Raw genomic sequence first — 16,648 nt, forward strand, 5'->3', positions numbered from 1 at the left:
GCACTGTCCGCTCCCGCGCCGACAACGAGGCTGCGCGCCGGTCCATCACTCGAATGGGCGTACGTTACGGGCTTCGGCCCCGGCAGAACAGGTGGGAACGCGCGGGCGGGCGGACGATGACCAGGGGGTCCGGCACGTCTGCGAGGTGGTCGCTGTGCAGATCAGAGCGGTGGTATCGGAATTCCTCGGAACGTTGCTCCTCGTCTTCTTCGCCGTGGGGTCGGCGGTGCTCGGCGCGGAGTTCATCGGCACGCTCGGCATCGCGCTGGCGTTCGGGTTCGTGCTGCTGGCCCTCGCGTACACCCTCGGCCCGATCTCCGGCTGTCACGTCAATCCGGCGGTGACGCTCGGCATGCTCGTCGCGCGTCGCATCGACGGCCGCACCGCCGTCACGTACTGGATCGCGCAGTTCCTCGGCGGCATCGCGGGCGCGGCCCTGCTCTTCCTGCTCGCCAAGCAGGTGCCGGGCCTGAAGACGAGCGGGACGTTCGGCAGCAACGGCTACGACGACCGCTCCGATGTCGGCATCAATCTGGGCGGCGCCTTCCTCACGGAAGTGGTCCTGACCTTCCTCCTCGTCTTCGTCGTCCTCGGCGTGACGCACCGGGTGGCGGTGACCGGCTTCGACGGACTGCCGATCGGCATCGCGCTGGCCGTCATCCACCTGGTCGGCATCCCGCTGACCGGCACCTCGGTCAACCCCGCCCGGAGCCTGGGCCCCGCCCTGTTCGCCGGGGGAGCCGCGCTCTCCCAACTGTGGCTGTTCATCGTGGCCCCCCTGGTGGGCGGCGTCATCGCGGCGCTCGTGCACCACGTGACCCACCCGGCGGGCGAGGAGCGGGTCATCGCCGACAAGGCCTCCGCCGCGTGACCCGGAGCCGCCCGCCGCGCTGACCTGCGCTACCGCTCGGGGACGGTGGCGCCGGTCGGCGGACGGGGGTTCAGGGCAGCTGCGGCACCCGGAACCTGCGCCGGTACTCGCCGGGCGTCGTGTTCAGGCGGCGCCGGAACGCCCGTACCAGCGTGTCCACCGTGCCGAAACCGCAGGCGGACGCGATCCGTTCGAGCGTGGCGTCCGAGGATTCCAGGTCGTGGCGTGCCTTCTCCACGCGCACCGACTCGATGTACGCGTGCGGGGTGACGCCCAGTTCGGTCTTGAACAGGCGCGTCAGATGCCGGTCGCTGACATGCGCGTACTCGGCGAGTTCGGTGACGGTCAGCGGCTCGGCGATGCGGCGCAGGATGTGGTGGCGCAGGTCCTCGATGCGCCGTGTCGTGGAGAGCTGGGTCAGCGGCACGCTGAACTGGCTCTGCCCACTGGGGCGTTTGAGGTACATCACCAGCTGGCGGGCCACCCGCAGCGCGACCGCCTCGCCGAGATCGTCGGCGATCAGTGCCAGCGAGAGGTCGAGGCAGGCGCTGATGCCGGCCCCGGTCCATACGTTGTCCGCACGGATGAAGATCGGGTCGGCGTCGACCTCCACCGCCGGGTGGTCGGCCGCCAGTCGCTGCGCGGTCGACCAGTGCGTGGTCGCCCGCTTGCCGTCCAGCAACCCCGCCGCGGCGAGCAGATGGGCGCCCACGCACACGGAGGTGATCCGGTGCGAACGCGCGGCGAGCACCTTCACCCACGCGACGAGGCCCGGGTCGACGAGCGGGTGCACGCGGCGCTCCTCGTCCACCTCCACGGCGCCGGGCACCAGCAGGGTGTCGATGCTGCGGCGCGCGGCCTCCTCGAAGGTGAGGTCGGGCAGGATGCGCACGCCCGCCCCCGTGGTGACCGGGTCCATGCACGCGGCGGCGAGCACGACCTGGTAGCCCGCCGCCTCGTCCGTCTCGCGCAGGGCGAGGGAGAACACCTCGGGCGGCCCGGTGACGTCGAGCAGGTCGACGCCCTCGAAGAGCACGATGACGATGAGCCGTCGGGCGGCGGTGTCCGGCACGGAACGCTCCCTGGTCAGCCGGGCTGCGGGTATGTCTGGGCCTGTCTGGAGCATGCCCCGGGCCATGTCCGGATCTGCAGGTTACATGTCATTGCCGACGCTCCCGCCCGGTCCTAGCGTGAGAGACACAGCGCGGCGGACCACCGCGAACTGCACCTCTCCCACGGATCACCGAAGGCGGTACACCCATGTCCCGAACGACGCTGCGCGAACTCAACGGCTTCGACCAGGAGCCCGCGAAGCTGGCCGACTCGACGCTGATCCTGATCGACTTCCAGAACACCTACACCCAGGGCGTCATGGAACTCGACGGCTGGGAGGAGTCCCTGGACGCCGCCGCGCAGCTGCTGGAGCGGGCCCGCGAGGCCGGCACCCGCGTCGTGCATGTCATCAACGACGGCGGCGAGGGCACCCCGTACGACATCCGTGCCGAGATCGGCGCCATCCACCCCAAGGTCGCCCCCCTGGAGGGCGAGCCGGTCGTCGTCAAGCAGGTCCCGAACGCCTTCGTGGGCACCGACCTGGCCGGCCACCTCACCGAGGGCCAGGACGTCGTCATCGCGGGCTGGATGACCCACATGTGCGTGGCGTTCACCGCCCAGGGCGCCTTCCTCAACGGCAACCGTCCCACCGTCGTCGCCGACGCCACCGCGACCCGCTCGCTCCCGGTCGCGGGCACCGACATCGACGCCCGCCAGGTGCAGGACGGCGCGCTCGCCACCATCGCCGACCTGTACGGGGTCGTGGTTCCCACCCACAAGGAGATCGTCCGATGAGGACCACGCTGCTCCGTTCGGCCGCCGCCCTGGGCGCCGCCGCCGTGCTCGCCACCACCATGACCGCCTGCGGCGGCAGCTCCGAGGCCGCCACCCGCACCGACGGCCGCGACCGGCGCCACGAGACGAACCACGCCAAGGACACCACGACGCTGCGGCAGTTGATGAAGCTGGACGAGACGCCCGCGAAGCTGTCCGACGCGACGCTGGTCCTCGTCGACTACCAGAACGTCTACACCGGCGGCACGATGGAGCTCACCGGCTGGCGCGAGGCGGTCAGGAACACCAGGACCCTCCTGGAGCGGGCCCGCAAGGTGCACACGCCCGTCATCCACATCGTGGAAAAGGGCTACGACCTCACGTCGAAGGCCGGCCAGATCATCCCGGCACTCAAGCCGGCCAAGGGAGAAACCGTCGTCGAAAAGGCCGTCCCCAACGGCTTCCACGACACCGACCTCGCCGCCCAGCTCAAGAAGACCGGCCGCAAGAACGTCATCATCTCCGGCTTCATGACCCACATGTGCACCCTCTTCACCACCGAGGGCGCCGTCTACCACGGCTACCACCCGACCGTGATCGGCGACGCCTCGGCCACCCGCCCGCTCCCGGTCAACGGCAACCCCCGCGGCATCCCCGCCCGACAGGTGCACGAGTCCGCCCTCGCCACGATCCAGGACCGCTTCGGCGTCGTGGTCCCCAAGCAGCGCGACCTCAAGTAGCCGCGACCGGCTCCCGGGCCGGTCAGGCCGACCCGGTGGCCCGTTGCAACCTCTTGCAACTCTGGCCAAGGGCCGGGCGCTGTCCGAGGGTGGACAGCGCACCGCCCGTGCGGTGTTCTCGCTCCTCAGGGGGCCCGAGAGGCGGGGGTGGTGCCGTGTCGGCGCAGCACCACCCCCGTCCCGGCGGACGGGCGCCGGGCTAGACCGACACCGCGGTTCGCGCCACCACGGCGGCCAGGTCCAGACTGTGCGGCAGTGTGCCGAACGCCGCGCCCCAGTCCCCGCCGAGCCGCGAGGCGCAGAACGCGTCGGCCACCTCCGGTGGCGCGTACCGCACGAGCAGCGACCCCTGGAGCACCAGCGCCATCCGCTCCACCAGCCGCCGCGCCCGGCCCTCGATGCCGTCCAGATCGGCCAGTTCGGTCAGCAGGTTCTTGATCGCGCCGTCCAGGCGGTGGTCGGCGCCGCGAGCCCGGCCGACCTCCTGCAGGAACGCGTTGAGCGCCTGTGGTTCGCGCTGCAGCGCCCGCAGCACGTCGAGGGCCTGGACGTTGCCCGAGCCCTCCCAGATGGAGTTGAGCGGCGCCTCGCGCAGCAGCCGCGGCATGCCGGACTCCTCCACGTAGCCGTTGCCGCCCAGGCACTCCAGGGCCTCGCCGACCATCGGCGTACAGCGCTTGGTCACCCAGTACTTCGCGGCCGGCACCGCGAGCCGCAGGAACGCCCGCTCCTGCTCGCTCCCGTCGTCGTACGCCGCCGCGAGCCGCAGCGCCAGTGTCGTCGCCGCCTCGGACTCCAGGGCCAGATCGGCCAGTACGTTGCGCATCAGCGGCTTGTCGATCAGCTTGCCGCCGAACGCCTCCCGGTACGTGGCGTGGTGCACCGCCTGCACCACGGCCTGCCGCATCAGCGCCGCGGACCCGATCACACAGTCGAGCCGGGTCGCCGCCACCATCTCGATGATGGTGCGCACCCCGCGCCCCTCGTCGCCCACCCGGCGCGCCCACGTCCCGTCGAACTCGACCTCGCTCGACGCGTTGGACTTGTTGCCCAGCTTGTCCTTGAGGCGCTGGATGGCGAAGACGTTGCGCGTGCCGTCCTCCAGGACCCGCGGCACCAGGAAGCAGGTCAGCCCCTGCTCGGCCTGGGCGAGCACCAGGAACCCGTCCGACATGGGCGCCGAGCAGAACCACTTGTGGCCGGTGAGCGTGTACGTCCCGTCCTCGGCGAGGGCCTGCGCGCGCGTCGTGTTGGCCCGCACGTCGCTGCCGCCCTGCTTCTCCGTCATCCCCATCCCGAAGAGGACGCCGGCCTTCTGCGACGCCGGGCGCAGCCCCTCGTCGTAGACCGTCGAGGTGAGCCGCGGCTCCCACTCGGCGGCGAGTTCCGGGTCGGCGCGCAGGGCGGGCACCGCGGCGTGCGTCATCGAGACCGGGCAGCCGTGCCCCCCTTCGGCCTGCGTCCACACCAGGAAGCCCGCGGCCCGCCGCAGATGTCCGCCGGGCCGCGACCAGGCCGCGGTCAGCCCGCCGGACACGGCCTTACCGAGCAGCCGGTGCCACGCCGGGTGGAAGTCGACCTCGTCGATCCGGTTCCCGTAGCGGTCATGGGTGAGCAGGACGGGAGGGTGCGCGTTGGCCTGCTCGCCCCACCTCTGGGCCTGCGCGGACCCCGCCGAGCGGCCGAGCAGGGAGAGCTCCTCGGATGCGGAATCGAGGAGCGCCGGATCCAGGTGCCGCTCGACGCCCTCCACGAGGGCGCGGTCGGACGCGAATACGTCATATCCCACCAGGGGCGGAGCCTGGTTGGTCACTGTGTGGGTGCTGGCTGCCATGCCGCTACGGTAAGGAGGTGCACCAGGCAAAAGAAACACCCGGGCGGCCGTCGGGCCGTTGGAAACGGGCCCGCGCTCTCTACCGGAACGTCTCCAAGCGCAGGACCGCCTGGCTGCTGCTCAAGGACACCGTCAACTCGTGCGTCGAGTACCGCATCCTGGGGCTCGCGGCCGAGGCGGCGTTCTTCACGCTGCTCTCCGTGCCGCCGCTGCTGCTCAGCCTGATCGGGCTGCTCGCCTACGTGGACCGGTGGACGGGCGCGGACACCATCGCCAGCCTCCAGAACAACATCCTGGAGGCGTCCCGCACGGTCCTCTCCGACAAGGGCGTCAGGCAGATCGCGGAGCCGATACTGGACGACGTGCTGCGGGTCGGCCGGCCCGACGTCATCTCCATCGGCTTCGTCTTCGCCCTGTGGTCCGGCTCGCGCGCGGTGAACGTCTTCATCGACACCATCACCGTGATGTACGGCCTGGACGGCGTGCGCGGCATCGTCAAGACCCGGATGCTCGCCTTCGGCCTGTTCATCGTGGCGCTGCTGATCGGCTCGGTCGCGCTGCCGCTGATGGTGGCGGGCCCGGACGCGGTGGTGAACCTGCTGCCGGGCTCCACGACGGTCGTCCAGATCCTCTACTGGCCGGTCGTCGTGATCCTCTCCGTGGTCTTCCTGACCACGCTGTACCACGTGTCCGTGCCGGTGCGTTCGCCGTGGGTGGAGGACATGCCGGGCGCGCTGATCGCGCTCGCCATGTGGGTGCTCGGCAGCTTCCTGCTCCGCATCTACCTCACCAGCACCGTGGAGGGGCCCACCATCTACGGCTCGCTGGCGGCCCCGGTCGCCGTGCTGCTGTGGATCGGTGTGTCGGCGTTCGCGGTCCTGGTGGGCGCGGCCGTCAACGCCGCGATCGACCGGGTCTGGCCGTCCGTCGCCACGGCGGCGGCCCGTGCCGCCAACGACCGGATAAGGGAGGCGCAGGCCGCGGAGGTGGTGGCCCGCGCGGCCGCCGCCCGGGAGGCGCTCGCGGACCTCGACGATCCCGACGACCCCGAGATGCCCTCCGAGTTCCCCGAGCGCTGGTCGCGCTTCCTGCCGCCGGACGACGTGTCGTCCCGGCTGCGGACCCCCGCGAAGCCCACGAAGCAGGCCAAGCACGCGAAGCGGAACGGGACGGGGCGCGGCGGGAGCAGCGGAAACAGCGGAAACAGCCCCTCCGGCGAGTGAACAGCGGGGCCCGGGGGAAACAGCCCCTCCGGCGATTGAGGAGCGGGGTCCGGGGCAGAGCCCCGAGACCTCGCCCCGGGGGCCCGCCCCTACCTCTTCCAGGTGCCCGCCTCGGCCTGCTCCCTGACGAAGTCGGCGAAGTCTCTGGGGTCCCGGCCCAGTACCTCCCGTACCCCCTCGGAGAGCTCGCCGTTGCGGCCGTCGAGGTTCGTCTCGAAGAGGTCGACCAGGAACTCCACCTCCTGTGCCGGTATCCCGAATTCCGCGAGGGCCGCCCCGTAGTCGCGGGCCGACACCGGCACGTACGCGATCTCCCGCCCCGCGGCCACCGCGACCTCCGCCACCGCCTGCCGGAACGTCAGCAGCCGGGGACCGGTGAGGTCGAGGGTCCGGCCCGCGAACCGGTCGCCGCCGGTCAGCGCCGCCACCACCACGTCCGCGATGTCCCGCGCGTCGATGAACGGTTCGAGGACCTCACCGGCCGGGAACACCAGCTCCCCGCCGCGCATCCCGTCCAGGAGCGGCCCCTCGCTGAGGTTCTGCGCGAACCACGCGGCCCGCACGACCGTCCACCGCGCCCCCGCCTCCCGTACCGCCTGCTCCGTCGCGTGCGCCTGGGGTTCGCCGCGCGCCGAGAGCAGCGTGAGCCGCCGCACGCCGAGCTCGACCGCGAGCCGGGCGAACGCGCCGACCGTCTCGGCCGCGCCCGGCGCACCGACGTCCGGCAGATACGCGAGGTGCGCCGCGTCCGCGCCCCGCAGGGCCCCCGCCCAGGTCGACCGGTCCGCCCAGTCGAACCGCACCGCGCCCGACCGCGAGGCCGCCCGCACCGCAAGCCCCGCCGCCTCGGCGGACTCCACCACCCTGCGCCCGACCCGCCCGGTCGCGCCCGTCACCAGCACCGTCATGTTCGTCGTCATGGCTTCAGTGAAGCGGCCCGCAGATCACCGGACCATCGCCGAGAGACTCAGCGCCATACGTGTGCGTCTACGCTGCCGCCATGGACGTACTGGCAGGTCTCCTGGAGGGCCCCCGCGCGCGCGGCGCGTTCATGATCCGCGCCCTGTTCGACCCGCCCTGGTCCGTCCGGATCGCCGACGAGGCACCTCTGTCGGTCATGGTCATGGTCCGCGGCACCGCCTGGATCGTCCCCGAGAACGGGGCACCCGCCCAGCGGATCCGCCCCGGCGACCTCGCCATCGCCCGCGGCCCCGACCACTACACCTGCGCCGACGAGCCCGCCACGGCGCCGTTCGCCGAGATCAGGCCGGGCGAGCGGTGCGTGCCGCTGGACGGGGCGCCGGTCGCCCGCTACCGCGACCTCGGCCTGCGCTCCTGGGGCGAGTCGCCCGCCGGCTCGGTGGAGATGCTGATCGGCACCTACCAGATGCGGGGCGAGATCACCGGACGGCTCCTCGACGCGCTGCCCCCGCTGCTCGTCCTGCCCGGCGACGTGTGGGAGTGCCCGCTCACGCCGATGGTCGCGGCGGAGATGGACCGGGACGAGCCCGGTCAGGCCGTCGTCCTCGACCGGCTCCTCGACCTCCTCCTGATCGCCGCGCTGCGCGCCTGGTTCTCCCGCCCGGAGGCCGCCGCGCCCGCCTGGTACCGGGCGATGGGCGACCCGGTCGTCGGCCGCGCGCTGCGGCTGCTCCAGGACGATCCGGCCCACCCGTGGACCATCGCGGAGCTGGCCGCCCGGGCGGGCGTCTCGCGGGCCGCGCTGGCCCGGCGGTTCGCGGAGCTGGTGGGGGAGCCCCCGATGACGTACCTGACCAACTGGCGGCTCGCGCTCGCCGCGGACCTGCTGCGCGACAGCGAGCTGACCATCGGCTCGATAGCCCGCCGGGTCGGGTACGGCAGCGCGTTCGCGCTGTCCGGCGCCTTCAAGCGGGTGTACGGGGTCAGCCCGCAGGACCACCGCACGCGCGCGGCGTAGCCTTTTCCCATGGCGGCCCACGAGAGTCCGCAGGCGCCCGGGACCGGCGGGAGCGGCGGCTACCGGGAGCGGCCCGCCCGGCTGCCCGGCGCGGTCGTGTGGACCCGCGGGGCCACCGGCGCCGCCGACGGCGCCCGGCCGGTGCTGCCCGACGGGTGCATGGACCTGCTGTGGACCCGGGGCCGGCTCTTCGTCGCGGGCCCGGACACCCGCGCGTACCTGCCGGACACCACCGGACCCGGCACCGCCTACGTCGGCATCCGCTTCTACCCCGGCACCGCGCCCGCCCTGCTCGGCGTGCCCGCGCACGAACTGCGCGACCGCCGCGTGGAGTTGGCCGACCTGTGGACCGCGTCCCTGGCCCGCCGACTCACCGGCCGGGTGGACGGCGCCCGCGATCCGATGGCCGCCCTGGAGGAGCTCGCGCTGGAGCGGGCCGCCGACACCGACCCGCCCGACCCGCTCATCGCCGAGGTCGTCGGCGCGCTGCGCGCGGGCCGCCCGGTCGCCCGGACCGCGGCGGACGTCGGGGTCAACGCCCGTATGCTGCACCGCCGTTCGCTCCAGGCCTTCGGGTACGGGGCCAAGACGCTGGCCCGCGTCCTGCGGCTGCAGCGGGCGCTCGCGCTGGCCCGCGACGGGCTGCCGTACGCGCAGACCGCGGCCGTCGCGGGCTACGCCGACCAGGCCCATCTCGCCCGGGACGTCAAGGAGTTCACCGGCCTTCCGCTGGGCGCGCTACTGGGCGGGGGCTGACCCCAGCGGAGCGAAGAGGTCGACGCCGTTGCCGTCCGGGTCGAGCACGACGGCGTACCGCTGGCCCCAGGGCGCGTCGAACGGCTTGAGCTCACTCGCGTACCCGGCGGCCGTCAGGTCCTCGTACACGGCGTCGACGCCGGCGGCCGAGTCGCAGTGGAAGGCGAGCCCGATCCGGCCCTCGCCGGAGGGTGCCCGCCAGCCCGGGTGGAAGGACCGGACGGTCTCCTCGGTGTCGAAGGCGATGCGCAGCCCGCCGGGAAGCTCGGCCTCCACGTGCGGCGCGCTCTCGGAGCCCTCGGGGAACTCCAGGCCGAGCCTGCGGTAGAAGGCGAGCGAGGCGGCCAGGTCGGAGACGACGAGACCGATCAGGTCGAAGCGGGGCGTGGGTGATGTCGGTGTGCTGTTCATGTCCGGCAGCGTAGGCAGCGGCCCGGCGCCCGGTCTTGAAGGAAACGGACACCGGCCCCGTCGACGCGTGTGGGTGACGGCCTACGGCAGTCGGTTGACGGACGTCTAGGTTCCGCTCGGCCTCGACCAGCGGGAACGCGAAACGGTGGCCGAGGGCCGCTGTCCCGACTGTCACGCCCCCTGATTCCCCGCTACGTTGGAAGGCATGGACTATCCCGGCGACAACCGGCTCGCGGCGGCCGTGGTGGCGCACCGCGGGCGCGTGCTGCTCGTGCGGCGCAGCGAGACGGAGCGGTTCCTGCCCGGTGTGTGGGGCGTACCGTGCGGCAAGCTGGAGCCGGACGAGAGCTCCCGGGACGGCGTCCTCAGAGAGCTCAAGGAAGAGACGGGACTGCTCGGACAGGTGCTCCGCAAGGTCGGCGAGTCCTCCTTCGTCAGCACCTACCGAGGGCACGAGGTGAAGAACTGGCAGGACAACTTCCTCGTCCGCCCCCTCACCTTCGACGTGGCGCTGCCGCTGCCCGACCAACGGCACCGCTGGCTCGCCCCCGCCGAGCTCGGCGAGGTCGAGATCGACGACTACAACCGCGAGATCGTCCGGCAGGCCTTCGGCTGACCACCGGCCGCTGACTGGTGACCACTGACCGCTGATCGCCGGCCGGCGCCGTCAGCCGAGCAGCTCGGACAGCGCCGAGAGCTCCGCCAGGTAGTCCCGCACCTCCAGCGGCTTCTTCGCCACCGCCCGCCCGGCCAGGTCCGTGTGGGCCGCCTCCGTGCCGGGCCCGGCGAACACGTCCGTGTACCGCCGCCGCCCCGCCCCCGTCTCCAGGAACAGCGTGACCGTCGTGCCGGGCGACGCGCACCAGGCGCGGTGCAGGACGTGCGGCGGCAGCGCGTACCCGCTCCCCGCCGCGTACCGCGCGGTCTGGGTCAGCCGCAGCCGGGCCGCGCCCGCGGGCTCCAGGAGCCAGTCCGCCTCCTCACCCGCGAGGGACTCCCGGTACCAGGACGTGTCGAGCCCCTCCGCCGCGACGGGATCCACGGACTCGTACAGCTCCATGCCGAGCGCGCCGCGCACCACGCACGAGGCCAGCGGCGAGCGGTGGTTGTGGATGTCCTCCTGCGTGCCGCGGCCGGGATGCCACACGTGGGCGCGGAGCATGTGCCGCGGCCCGCCGTCGATCAGCAGCAGCTTGTCGAAGCCGAGCACGTGCCGGTACGAGAGGAGCGCGCACCCCGAGGGGTCGCCCGCGCCCGTCGCCAGCTCACGGATGAGCGGCAACAGGAGCCCCGGCGTGGCCAGTTCGGTGACGGCCGCGCGGGCGGCCCGCACCAGCTCGTCCCCGGTCGGCCCGTCCAGCCGCTCCGCGAGGAGCCGCCTGGCGTCGTGGACGTGCCGACCAGCCAATGCACTCTCCCCCTCGTCCGCGCCCGCCGCAGCGCCGGGGGCTCACCCACCCGGCTGATACATCCATACGGCATGTGCCCGCAGCGCCGAAAGGCCTTGATAGGTCATCCACAGCGGGGAGGCGAGATCGACCCCGTCCCACGTCCAGATCCCGTTCTCCTGCTGCCGCCACACCGAGGCGGCGGCGCCCGCCAGCGTCTCCTGCCAGACCGCCTCGCGCTCCTCGTCGGCGGCGACCGCCGGGGCGTCGGGGGTGAGCAGCGCCCGGACCACCCAGGCCGCCGCGAAGTGCCGTACGGACAGCACCTCGTGGCGCGACGCGTCGACCGGGTGCGGGCGGCGCACCGTCTCGTGGCCGCTCTCCAGGTCCTCGCAGCCGTCGTGCGCGGGCCCCGGGCAGGAGAGCAGCCAGCGGATGCCCTCCTCGCGGGTGGCGCGGGCGTTGGCGTCCTCGCCGAGCACCCGTGCCGCGCGGTCCAGGGCGACCACGGCCTGCGCGGTGTGCACCGCCGACGGGGGCACCGCCCTGCCGCGCGGCGGCGTGAGCCGGGAGCTCCAGCAGCGTCGGTGGCCGCGCGCCGGATCGGTGACGGCGCCGTCGACGAGCGCGTCGCGCAGCAGCGGCAGTGCGGGCGATTCGGGCGCGGCCCGCAGCAGGCCGCGCAGCACGGTGGTGACCACGTGGGTCAACTCCGTTCCGGCGGGCTCCAGTTCGCGGCTGAACCGTTCGGTGCAGCGTTCCGCCTCGGCGGCGAGCAGGCGCGGGTCGGCGCCCGCCCGTGCGAGCGCGCCGAGCACCAGGCCCGTCACCTCGGGGCGCCCCACCGCGCCCTGCGAGCGGGCCGCCCAGCCGCCCTCGGGCAGCCGCAGCCGCCAGAGCGTCTCCACCAGTTCGGAGGCGCGCAACCGGCCGTCGGGCATGCCGAGTTCGAGGACGGTGTGCAGCCCGTACGCGGTGCCGGTCGGGGTGGGCCGCACCGGCGCCGGCTGCTCGTCGAGGGCGTGCGGCCAGCCGACGAGACGGCCCCGCAGCGGGTCGTCGAAGACCGTCAGGCGGTCGACGAGGGTGGCGTACGTGGCGGCGGAGAGCCCTGGCAGCGGCGCCGGCGCCGGCGCCGGGGCCCCCGCGCCCGGCGCCGTGGCGCGCCCCCGCGGGCGACGGGGCGAGGGCACGCCGTCCAGGCCACCGCCCTCGCCGTCCACCCCGCCGTCCGTCGTCCCGTCGTCCGTTCCGTCGCCCACCGCCGACCTGGCCCGCAGCAGCGCGCCGGCCAGCCACGCGGAGATGCCCGTACCGAGGCCGCTGACCACGGCGAGCGAATAGCGGGCCGTGTCGCCGAAGAGCCCGTCGGGGAGCAGGCCCACCAGGGCCTGGAACACGGCGTAGCCCACGGCGACGGGCCCGAGCCGGCCGAGCCACGCCACCACCCGCCCGGCCGGTGGTCCGGGCGGCGGCGCGGGCGGCCCGGGGGGCCCGGCGGGGTCTGTGCTTCCGCGCAGGGGTGCTGTAGGCATGACCTTCACTTACCCATATGACACGTGTGACGAAAGGGAGTGAGCACCGTGCCCGGTCCGGAACCGACAGCGGATCTCACCGGCTGAACAAGTCCCCGTTCACCGGGGCGGGTCTCACGCACGATGTCCATGAGAAGGGGACAGGCCCCGGCGCGGTCCCGGTTCCCGAAATCCCCGGGGTGCACCCGGGAGTGCGGGGTCTGCGAACGTGACTCATCGCGGCGGCTCACCACCCCGGCGGGCCGACCCGGGGCGCCTCACCCGGCGGCGGGGGAGAAGACGCAGGCGAACGACGTCGTGCCGGTGGCGCGCAGTTCGTACGGGGGCAGGACGCCGGGGCCGCACGAACCGGAACCGATGCCGTGCCGGGCCGCGTCGAGGTTGACCCAGACGGTGTCGCCGGCCACCAGGTCGGTGCGGTGCCGGGCCGCGTCGAGCTGTTCGGTCGTCCAGCGCCGCGCGGTGAAGGCCGGGTGGTCGTCGCTCGCGACGCGCACGCCGCCGACCTCGGCCCACCGGACGTCCGCGCGCGCCCCGTTCTCCTGCGGGCGCACGTACGGGGTCTGCAGGGCCGCGATGTCCGACTCCCACACGCCGATCCGGGAGGCGGCCGCGGTGTCGGGGTAGGCCTCGCCGGGCCCGCCGCCGAACCACCGCACCCGGTCACCCGCGCCCGGCAGCCCGAAGCGGATCCCGATGCGGGGCAGCGGCACCGGCCAGTCGCCCTCCGGTGTCACGGTCATCCGCAGCAGCAGCTCGATGCCGTTCGACGCCCACCGGTACTCCGTGCGCAGCGCCAGGTCGCTCGCCGCCGGCGCGACCCGGGTACGGACGGTGAGCCCCTCGGCGCTCGTCTCGACGGCGTCGACGCGGTGCAGCATCCGGTCGAGGCCGAGGGTGCGCCAGCGGGTGGCGAGGGCGGGCTCGGGGTGCCAGGGCATGCCGTTGTCGTTGTCGGTGGGCGCCCGCCACACGTCGAGCCGCAGCTCCCGGATCTCGCGGCCGTGGAAGGTCCGGAGCGCGCCGGTGCGGGCGTCGAACGTCGCGGCGCCGAGGGTGATCCGCCGCCCGTCGGTGTCGCGCACCGGCACGGCGCCGCCGGGCACCGGCAGCATCATGCCGGATGCGACGGGCAGTTGGGCCCACGCCACCTCGTGCCCCCGCGCCGCCCACGCGGTGTCGTCGGCGAGCACCGCCCGCACCGTCCACTGGGTCTCGGCGTCCGGGTCCCGGCGGGGCGGGGGCGGCAGCTTCACCTGCGTACGCCCGCCGGGTCCGACCGGCCCCACCGCGAGGACGCCGTCCGCCACGGTCCTGCCGTCCTTCTCGAACGACCAGGTGAAGGCGAGGTGGGAGAGGTCGGCGACGTCGTGGAGGTTGGTGATCCCGACCGTTCCGCCCGGCCCGTCGCCGTCGATGCGGACCGGTTCGATCACCTTCTTGTACTCGACGAGTCCGGGGGACGGCGTCCGGTCGGGGAAGAGCAGGCCGTCGCAGACGAAGTTCCCGTCGTGCGGCCGCTCGCCGAAGTCGCCGCCGTACGCGAAGCCGTACGCGGGGTGCGCGATGCCGTGGTCGATCCACTCCCAGACGAAGCCGCCCTGCAGCCGGTCGTACGTCTCGAAGAGCCGCTGGTACTCGCCGAGGCCGCCCGGCCCGTTGCCCATGGCGTGCGCGTACTCGCAGAGGATGAAGGGGAGTTGGGCGCGCTCGGGCGGCCCGTCGTCCGCGCCGCGACCGATGCGTTCGACCTCGGCGTGATCGGCGTACATACGCGAGTAGACGTCGGTGTCCTTGCACGTCGGGTCGCCCTCGTAGTGGAGCAGGCGGCTGTCGTCGCGGGCGCGGATCCACGCGGCCATGGCGCTCAGGCCGCTTCCTGTCCCGCACTCGTTGCCGAGCGACCAGAGGACGACCGAGGCGTGGTTCTTGTCGCGCTCGACCATCCGGGCCGCGCGGTCCAGGAGGGCGGGCGTCCAGCGGTCGTCGTCGACGGGGTTGCCGCGCCATCCGACCGCGGTGAACCCGTGCGTCTCCAGGTCGCACTCGTCGATCACCCACAGGCCGAGCTCGTCGCAGAGGTCGAGGAAGGCGGGGTGGGGAGGGTAGTGGCTGGTGCGGACCGCGTTGATGTTGTGACGCTTCATCAGCAGGACGTCGGCGCGCATGGTTTCGGGATCCAGGGCGCGGCCCGTCTCCGGGTGGAACTCGTGGCGGTTGACGCCCCGGAAGAGGATCGGGCGGCCGTTCACCGTGATGCGGCCGTCCCGCAGGGCGACCGTGCGGAAGCCGACGCGGAGCGGGATCCGCTCGCCGGGGGTGGCCAGCGTCGCGTCGTACAGGCGCGGGGTCTCCGCCGTCCACGGCTCCACGGGCAGGGTGACCGGTTCGCCGGTGGGCACGTCGACGCCCAACTCGGGTACGGTGACGCGTCCTTGGACGTCGGAGTCGACGCGCAGTGTGCCCGTCCCCGTGCGGTGGTCGTACCCGGCGTGCACGAAGAAGTCGCGGGCGCAGCCCTCGGGCCGGTGCAGCAGCGTGACGTCGCGGAAGATGCCCGGCAGCCACCACTGGTCCTGGTCCTCCAGGTACGAGCCCGCGGACCACTGGTGGACGCGGACCGCGAGGACGTTGCGCTCGGGCCGCAGCAGCGCGCCGACGGCGAACTCGTGCGGCAGCCGGGAGCCCTTGAAGTCGCCGAGCTCCGTGCCGTTGAGCCAGACGCGGGCGCAGGACTCGACGCCGTCGAAGCGCAGCACGGCCTCGCCGTCGCGCGGCCAGTCGGCCGGCAGGTCGAAAATGCGCCGATGGTCGCCGGTGGGGTTCTCGGTGGGTACGCGGGGCGGATCGACCGGGAACGGGTAGAGCTGGTTGGTGTAGTGGGGCGCGCCGTGGCCCTGCAGCACCCAGTGGCCGGGGACCGCGATCTCGCCCCAGCCGCCGCGGGCGCCGTCGTCGTACCCGTCGGCGGCGAAGGTCTCGTCCTCGGTGTCGGCGGCGGGGGAGAGGCGGAAGCGCCAGCGGCCGTTGAGGGAGAGCGTGGCGGCGTCCGACGCCGCGTACCACGCGCGGGGCGGAAGGCCGCCGGTGCCGGGGGACACGTCCTCGTGGTGGGGAAGCTCCATGGGTTCCATCAGACAGGGCGGGGGCTCGGGCGCGCCATCGTCGCGGGAGGGGAGCCGTTGGATTCTTCGGGGCGGGCTTGGACGGGATGGGGCGGGTGCTGCGGATTCCGTACGATGGCGACCGTGTTTCGGCGGATTCAGTTGAACCATGGAGTCCGTCACGCGGTATCGGTAACTTGTCGTGGTGTGAACGAACGACATGAACAGCCGCCGAACGCGCGGGGGCCGGCCGGCGAAGCTGCCAGTGCCAGTGCCAGTGCCAGTGCCAGTGCCAGCGCCAGTGCCGGTCCCGCCGCGCTCCCCGCCACCCTGCCCGTCACCGACCGCACCCGCCACCGCCGCCTGCGCGAGCAGGGCAGTCTGGCGCGCGCCGACCTGGAGGCGATCCTCGACGCGGGCTTCGTCTGCCACCTCGGCGTCGTCGTCGACGGCCACCCGATGGTCGTGCCCACGGTCTACGGCCGCGACGACGCCTGGCTCTACCTGCACGGCTCCGTCGCGAGCCGCAGCCTGGCGGCCGATCCCGAGGCGTCCGTCTGCGTCACCGTCACGCACGTCGACGGGCTGATACTCGCCCGTTCCGTGTTCGAGCACGGCGTCGCGTACCGCAGCGTGATGATCCACGGGGTGCCGCGCCCGGTGACCGACCCCGAGGAGAAGCTGCGCGGCCTGCGCCTGCTCACCGAGCACGCGGCGCCCGGCCAGTGGGACTACGCGCGCCGTCCGAGCCGCAAGGAGCTCGCCGCGACCACCCTGCTCGCCCTCTCCCTCACGGAGGCCTCGGTCAAGGTGGCGGACGGGCCGCCGGAGGACGGCGACGGCCCGGACGCCGGACTCGGCGTGTGGGCCGGGAACCTGCCGCTCACCGCCACATGGGGCGCGCCGGTGCCGGACCCGCTGCTGCCCGCCGGGATCGCGCCGCCGCCGCACATCGCGGGGCGGAGCGGGACACGGCAGGGGTGCGAAGACCGGCTCTGAGGTGTCCCGCGCCCGGCGCGT

General features: G+C 73.5%; 15 protein-coding genes. 8 read left to right on the forward strand and 7 right to left on the reverse strand.

Features of this window, described 5'->3' with window-relative positions; genetic code table 11:
- Positions 1-154: 154 nt before the first annotated feature.
- Positions 155-871, forward strand: coding sequence for an MIP family channel protein (locus ACZ6CV_RS21720; RefSeq protein ID WP_469252365.1), 717 nt, complete (start codon positions 155-157; stop codon positions 869-871).
- Between the two features lie 70 nt (positions 872-941).
- Here ACZ6CV_RS21720 and ACZ6CV_RS21725 read toward each other — a convergent pair whose 3' ends face one another.
- Complete coding sequence (locus tag ACZ6CV_RS21725) at positions 942-1,943, reverse strand: GlxA family transcriptional regulator (protein ID WP_469252366.1); 1,002 nt, start codon at positions 1,941-1,943, stop codon at positions 942-944.
- 188 nt (positions 1,944-2,131) lie between these two features.
- On the opposite strand from ACZ6CV_RS21725, the gene ACZ6CV_RS21730 reads away from it, so the two are divergent.
- Together ACZ6CV_RS21730 and ACZ6CV_RS21735 are read left to right on the forward strand one after the other, a co-directional pair.
- Positions 2,132-2,719, forward strand: a complete 588-nt coding sequence (locus ACZ6CV_RS21730; protein WP_469252367.1) for a cysteine hydrolase family protein — start codon at positions 2,132-2,134, stop codon at positions 2,717-2,719.
- A complete protein-coding gene (locus tag ACZ6CV_RS21735; RefSeq protein ID WP_469252368.1) occupies positions 2,716-3,438 on the forward strand; it encodes a cysteine hydrolase family protein in 723 nt (240 codons plus the stop codon). The genes ACZ6CV_RS21730 and ACZ6CV_RS21735 overlap by 4 nt, the downstream gene beginning before the upstream one ends.
- Positions 3,439-3,637: 199 nt before the next feature.
- On the opposite strand, the gene ACZ6CV_RS21740 is transcribed toward ACZ6CV_RS21735, so the two are convergent.
- On the reverse strand, positions 3,638-5,272 hold the full coding sequence (locus ACZ6CV_RS21740; RefSeq protein WP_469252369.1) for an acyl-CoA dehydrogenase family protein: 1,635 nt from the start codon (positions 5,270-5,272) through the stop codon (positions 3,638-3,640).
- Between the two features lie 17 nt (positions 5,273-5,289).
- Between ACZ6CV_RS21740 and ACZ6CV_RS21745 the strand changes: the two genes are divergently transcribed.
- Positions 5,290-6,495 (forward strand): YihY/virulence factor BrkB family protein, encoded by a 1,206-nt coding sequence (locus ACZ6CV_RS21745; RefSeq protein WP_469252370.1) that lies wholly within the window; start codon positions 5,290-5,292, stop codon positions 6,493-6,495.
- 89 nt (positions 6,496-6,584) lie between these two features.
- On the opposite strand, the gene ACZ6CV_RS21750 is transcribed toward ACZ6CV_RS21745, so the two are convergent.
- The gene (locus ACZ6CV_RS21750; protein WP_469252371.1) at positions 6,585-7,415 is read right to left on the reverse strand and encodes an SDR family oxidoreductase; all 831 of its coding nucleotides are present in this window, start codon (positions 7,413-7,415) and stop codon (positions 6,585-6,587) included.
- A gap of 80 nt (positions 7,416-7,495) precedes the next feature.
- Here ACZ6CV_RS21750 and ACZ6CV_RS21755 point away from each other — a divergent pair, with 80 nt between their 5' ends.
- A complete protein-coding gene (locus ACZ6CV_RS21755) occupies positions 7,496-8,434 on the forward strand; it encodes an AraC family transcriptional regulator (protein ID WP_469252372.1) in 939 nt (312 codons plus the stop codon).
- A 9-nt stretch (positions 8,435-8,443) separates the two neighbouring features.
- Positions 8,444-9,190 carry an AraC family transcriptional regulator gene (locus ACZ6CV_RS21760; protein WP_469252373.1) on the forward strand — a complete coding sequence of 249 codons (747 nt, stop codon included), beginning with the start codon at positions 8,444-8,446 and terminating at the stop codon, positions 9,188-9,190.
- Here the strand turns inward: ACZ6CV_RS21760 and ACZ6CV_RS21765 are convergent.
- Complete coding sequence (locus ACZ6CV_RS21765; RefSeq protein ID WP_469252374.1) at positions 9,173-9,601, reverse strand: VOC family protein; 429 nt, start codon at positions 9,599-9,601, stop codon at positions 9,173-9,175. The genes ACZ6CV_RS21760 and ACZ6CV_RS21765 overlap by 18 nt on opposite strands.
- Positions 9,602-9,806: 205 nt before the next feature.
- On the opposite strand from ACZ6CV_RS21765, the gene ACZ6CV_RS21770 reads away from it, so the two are divergent.
- Entirely contained in the window at positions 9,807-10,217 is a 411-nt protein-coding gene (locus tag ACZ6CV_RS21770) for an NUDIX hydrolase (protein WP_469252375.1), read from the forward strand.
- Between the two features lie 51 nt (positions 10,218-10,268).
- Here the strand turns inward: ACZ6CV_RS21770 and ACZ6CV_RS21775 are convergent, their stop codons facing one another.
- The 3 genes from ACZ6CV_RS21775 to ACZ6CV_RS21785 form a co-directional block, all read right to left on the reverse strand.
- Complete coding sequence (locus ACZ6CV_RS21775; protein WP_469252376.1) at positions 10,269-11,009, reverse strand: hypothetical protein; 741 nt, start codon at positions 11,007-11,009, stop codon at positions 10,269-10,271.
- Between the two features lie 42 nt (positions 11,010-11,051).
- Positions 11,052-12,524: a hypothetical protein gene (locus tag ACZ6CV_RS21780; protein ID WP_469252377.1), complete on the reverse strand. Its 1,473-nt coding sequence runs from the start codon at positions 12,522-12,524 to the stop codon at positions 11,052-11,054.
- A 257-nt stretch (positions 12,525-12,781) separates the two neighbouring features.
- Entirely contained in the window at positions 12,782-15,649 is a 2,868-nt protein-coding gene (locus tag ACZ6CV_RS21785) for a glycoside hydrolase family 2 TIM barrel-domain containing protein (protein ID WP_469252378.1), read from the reverse strand.
- A gap of 309 nt (positions 15,650-15,958) precedes the next feature.
- Here ACZ6CV_RS21785 and ACZ6CV_RS21790 point away from each other — a divergent pair, with 309 nt between their 5' ends.
- Complete coding sequence (locus tag ACZ6CV_RS21790) at positions 15,959-16,627, forward strand: pyridoxamine 5'-phosphate oxidase family protein (RefSeq protein ID WP_469252471.1); 669 nt, start codon at positions 15,959-15,961, stop codon at positions 16,625-16,627.
- Positions 16,628-16,648: the final 21 nt, after the last annotated feature.

Source organism: Streptomyces sp. NPDC041713 (assembly GCF_055591085.1).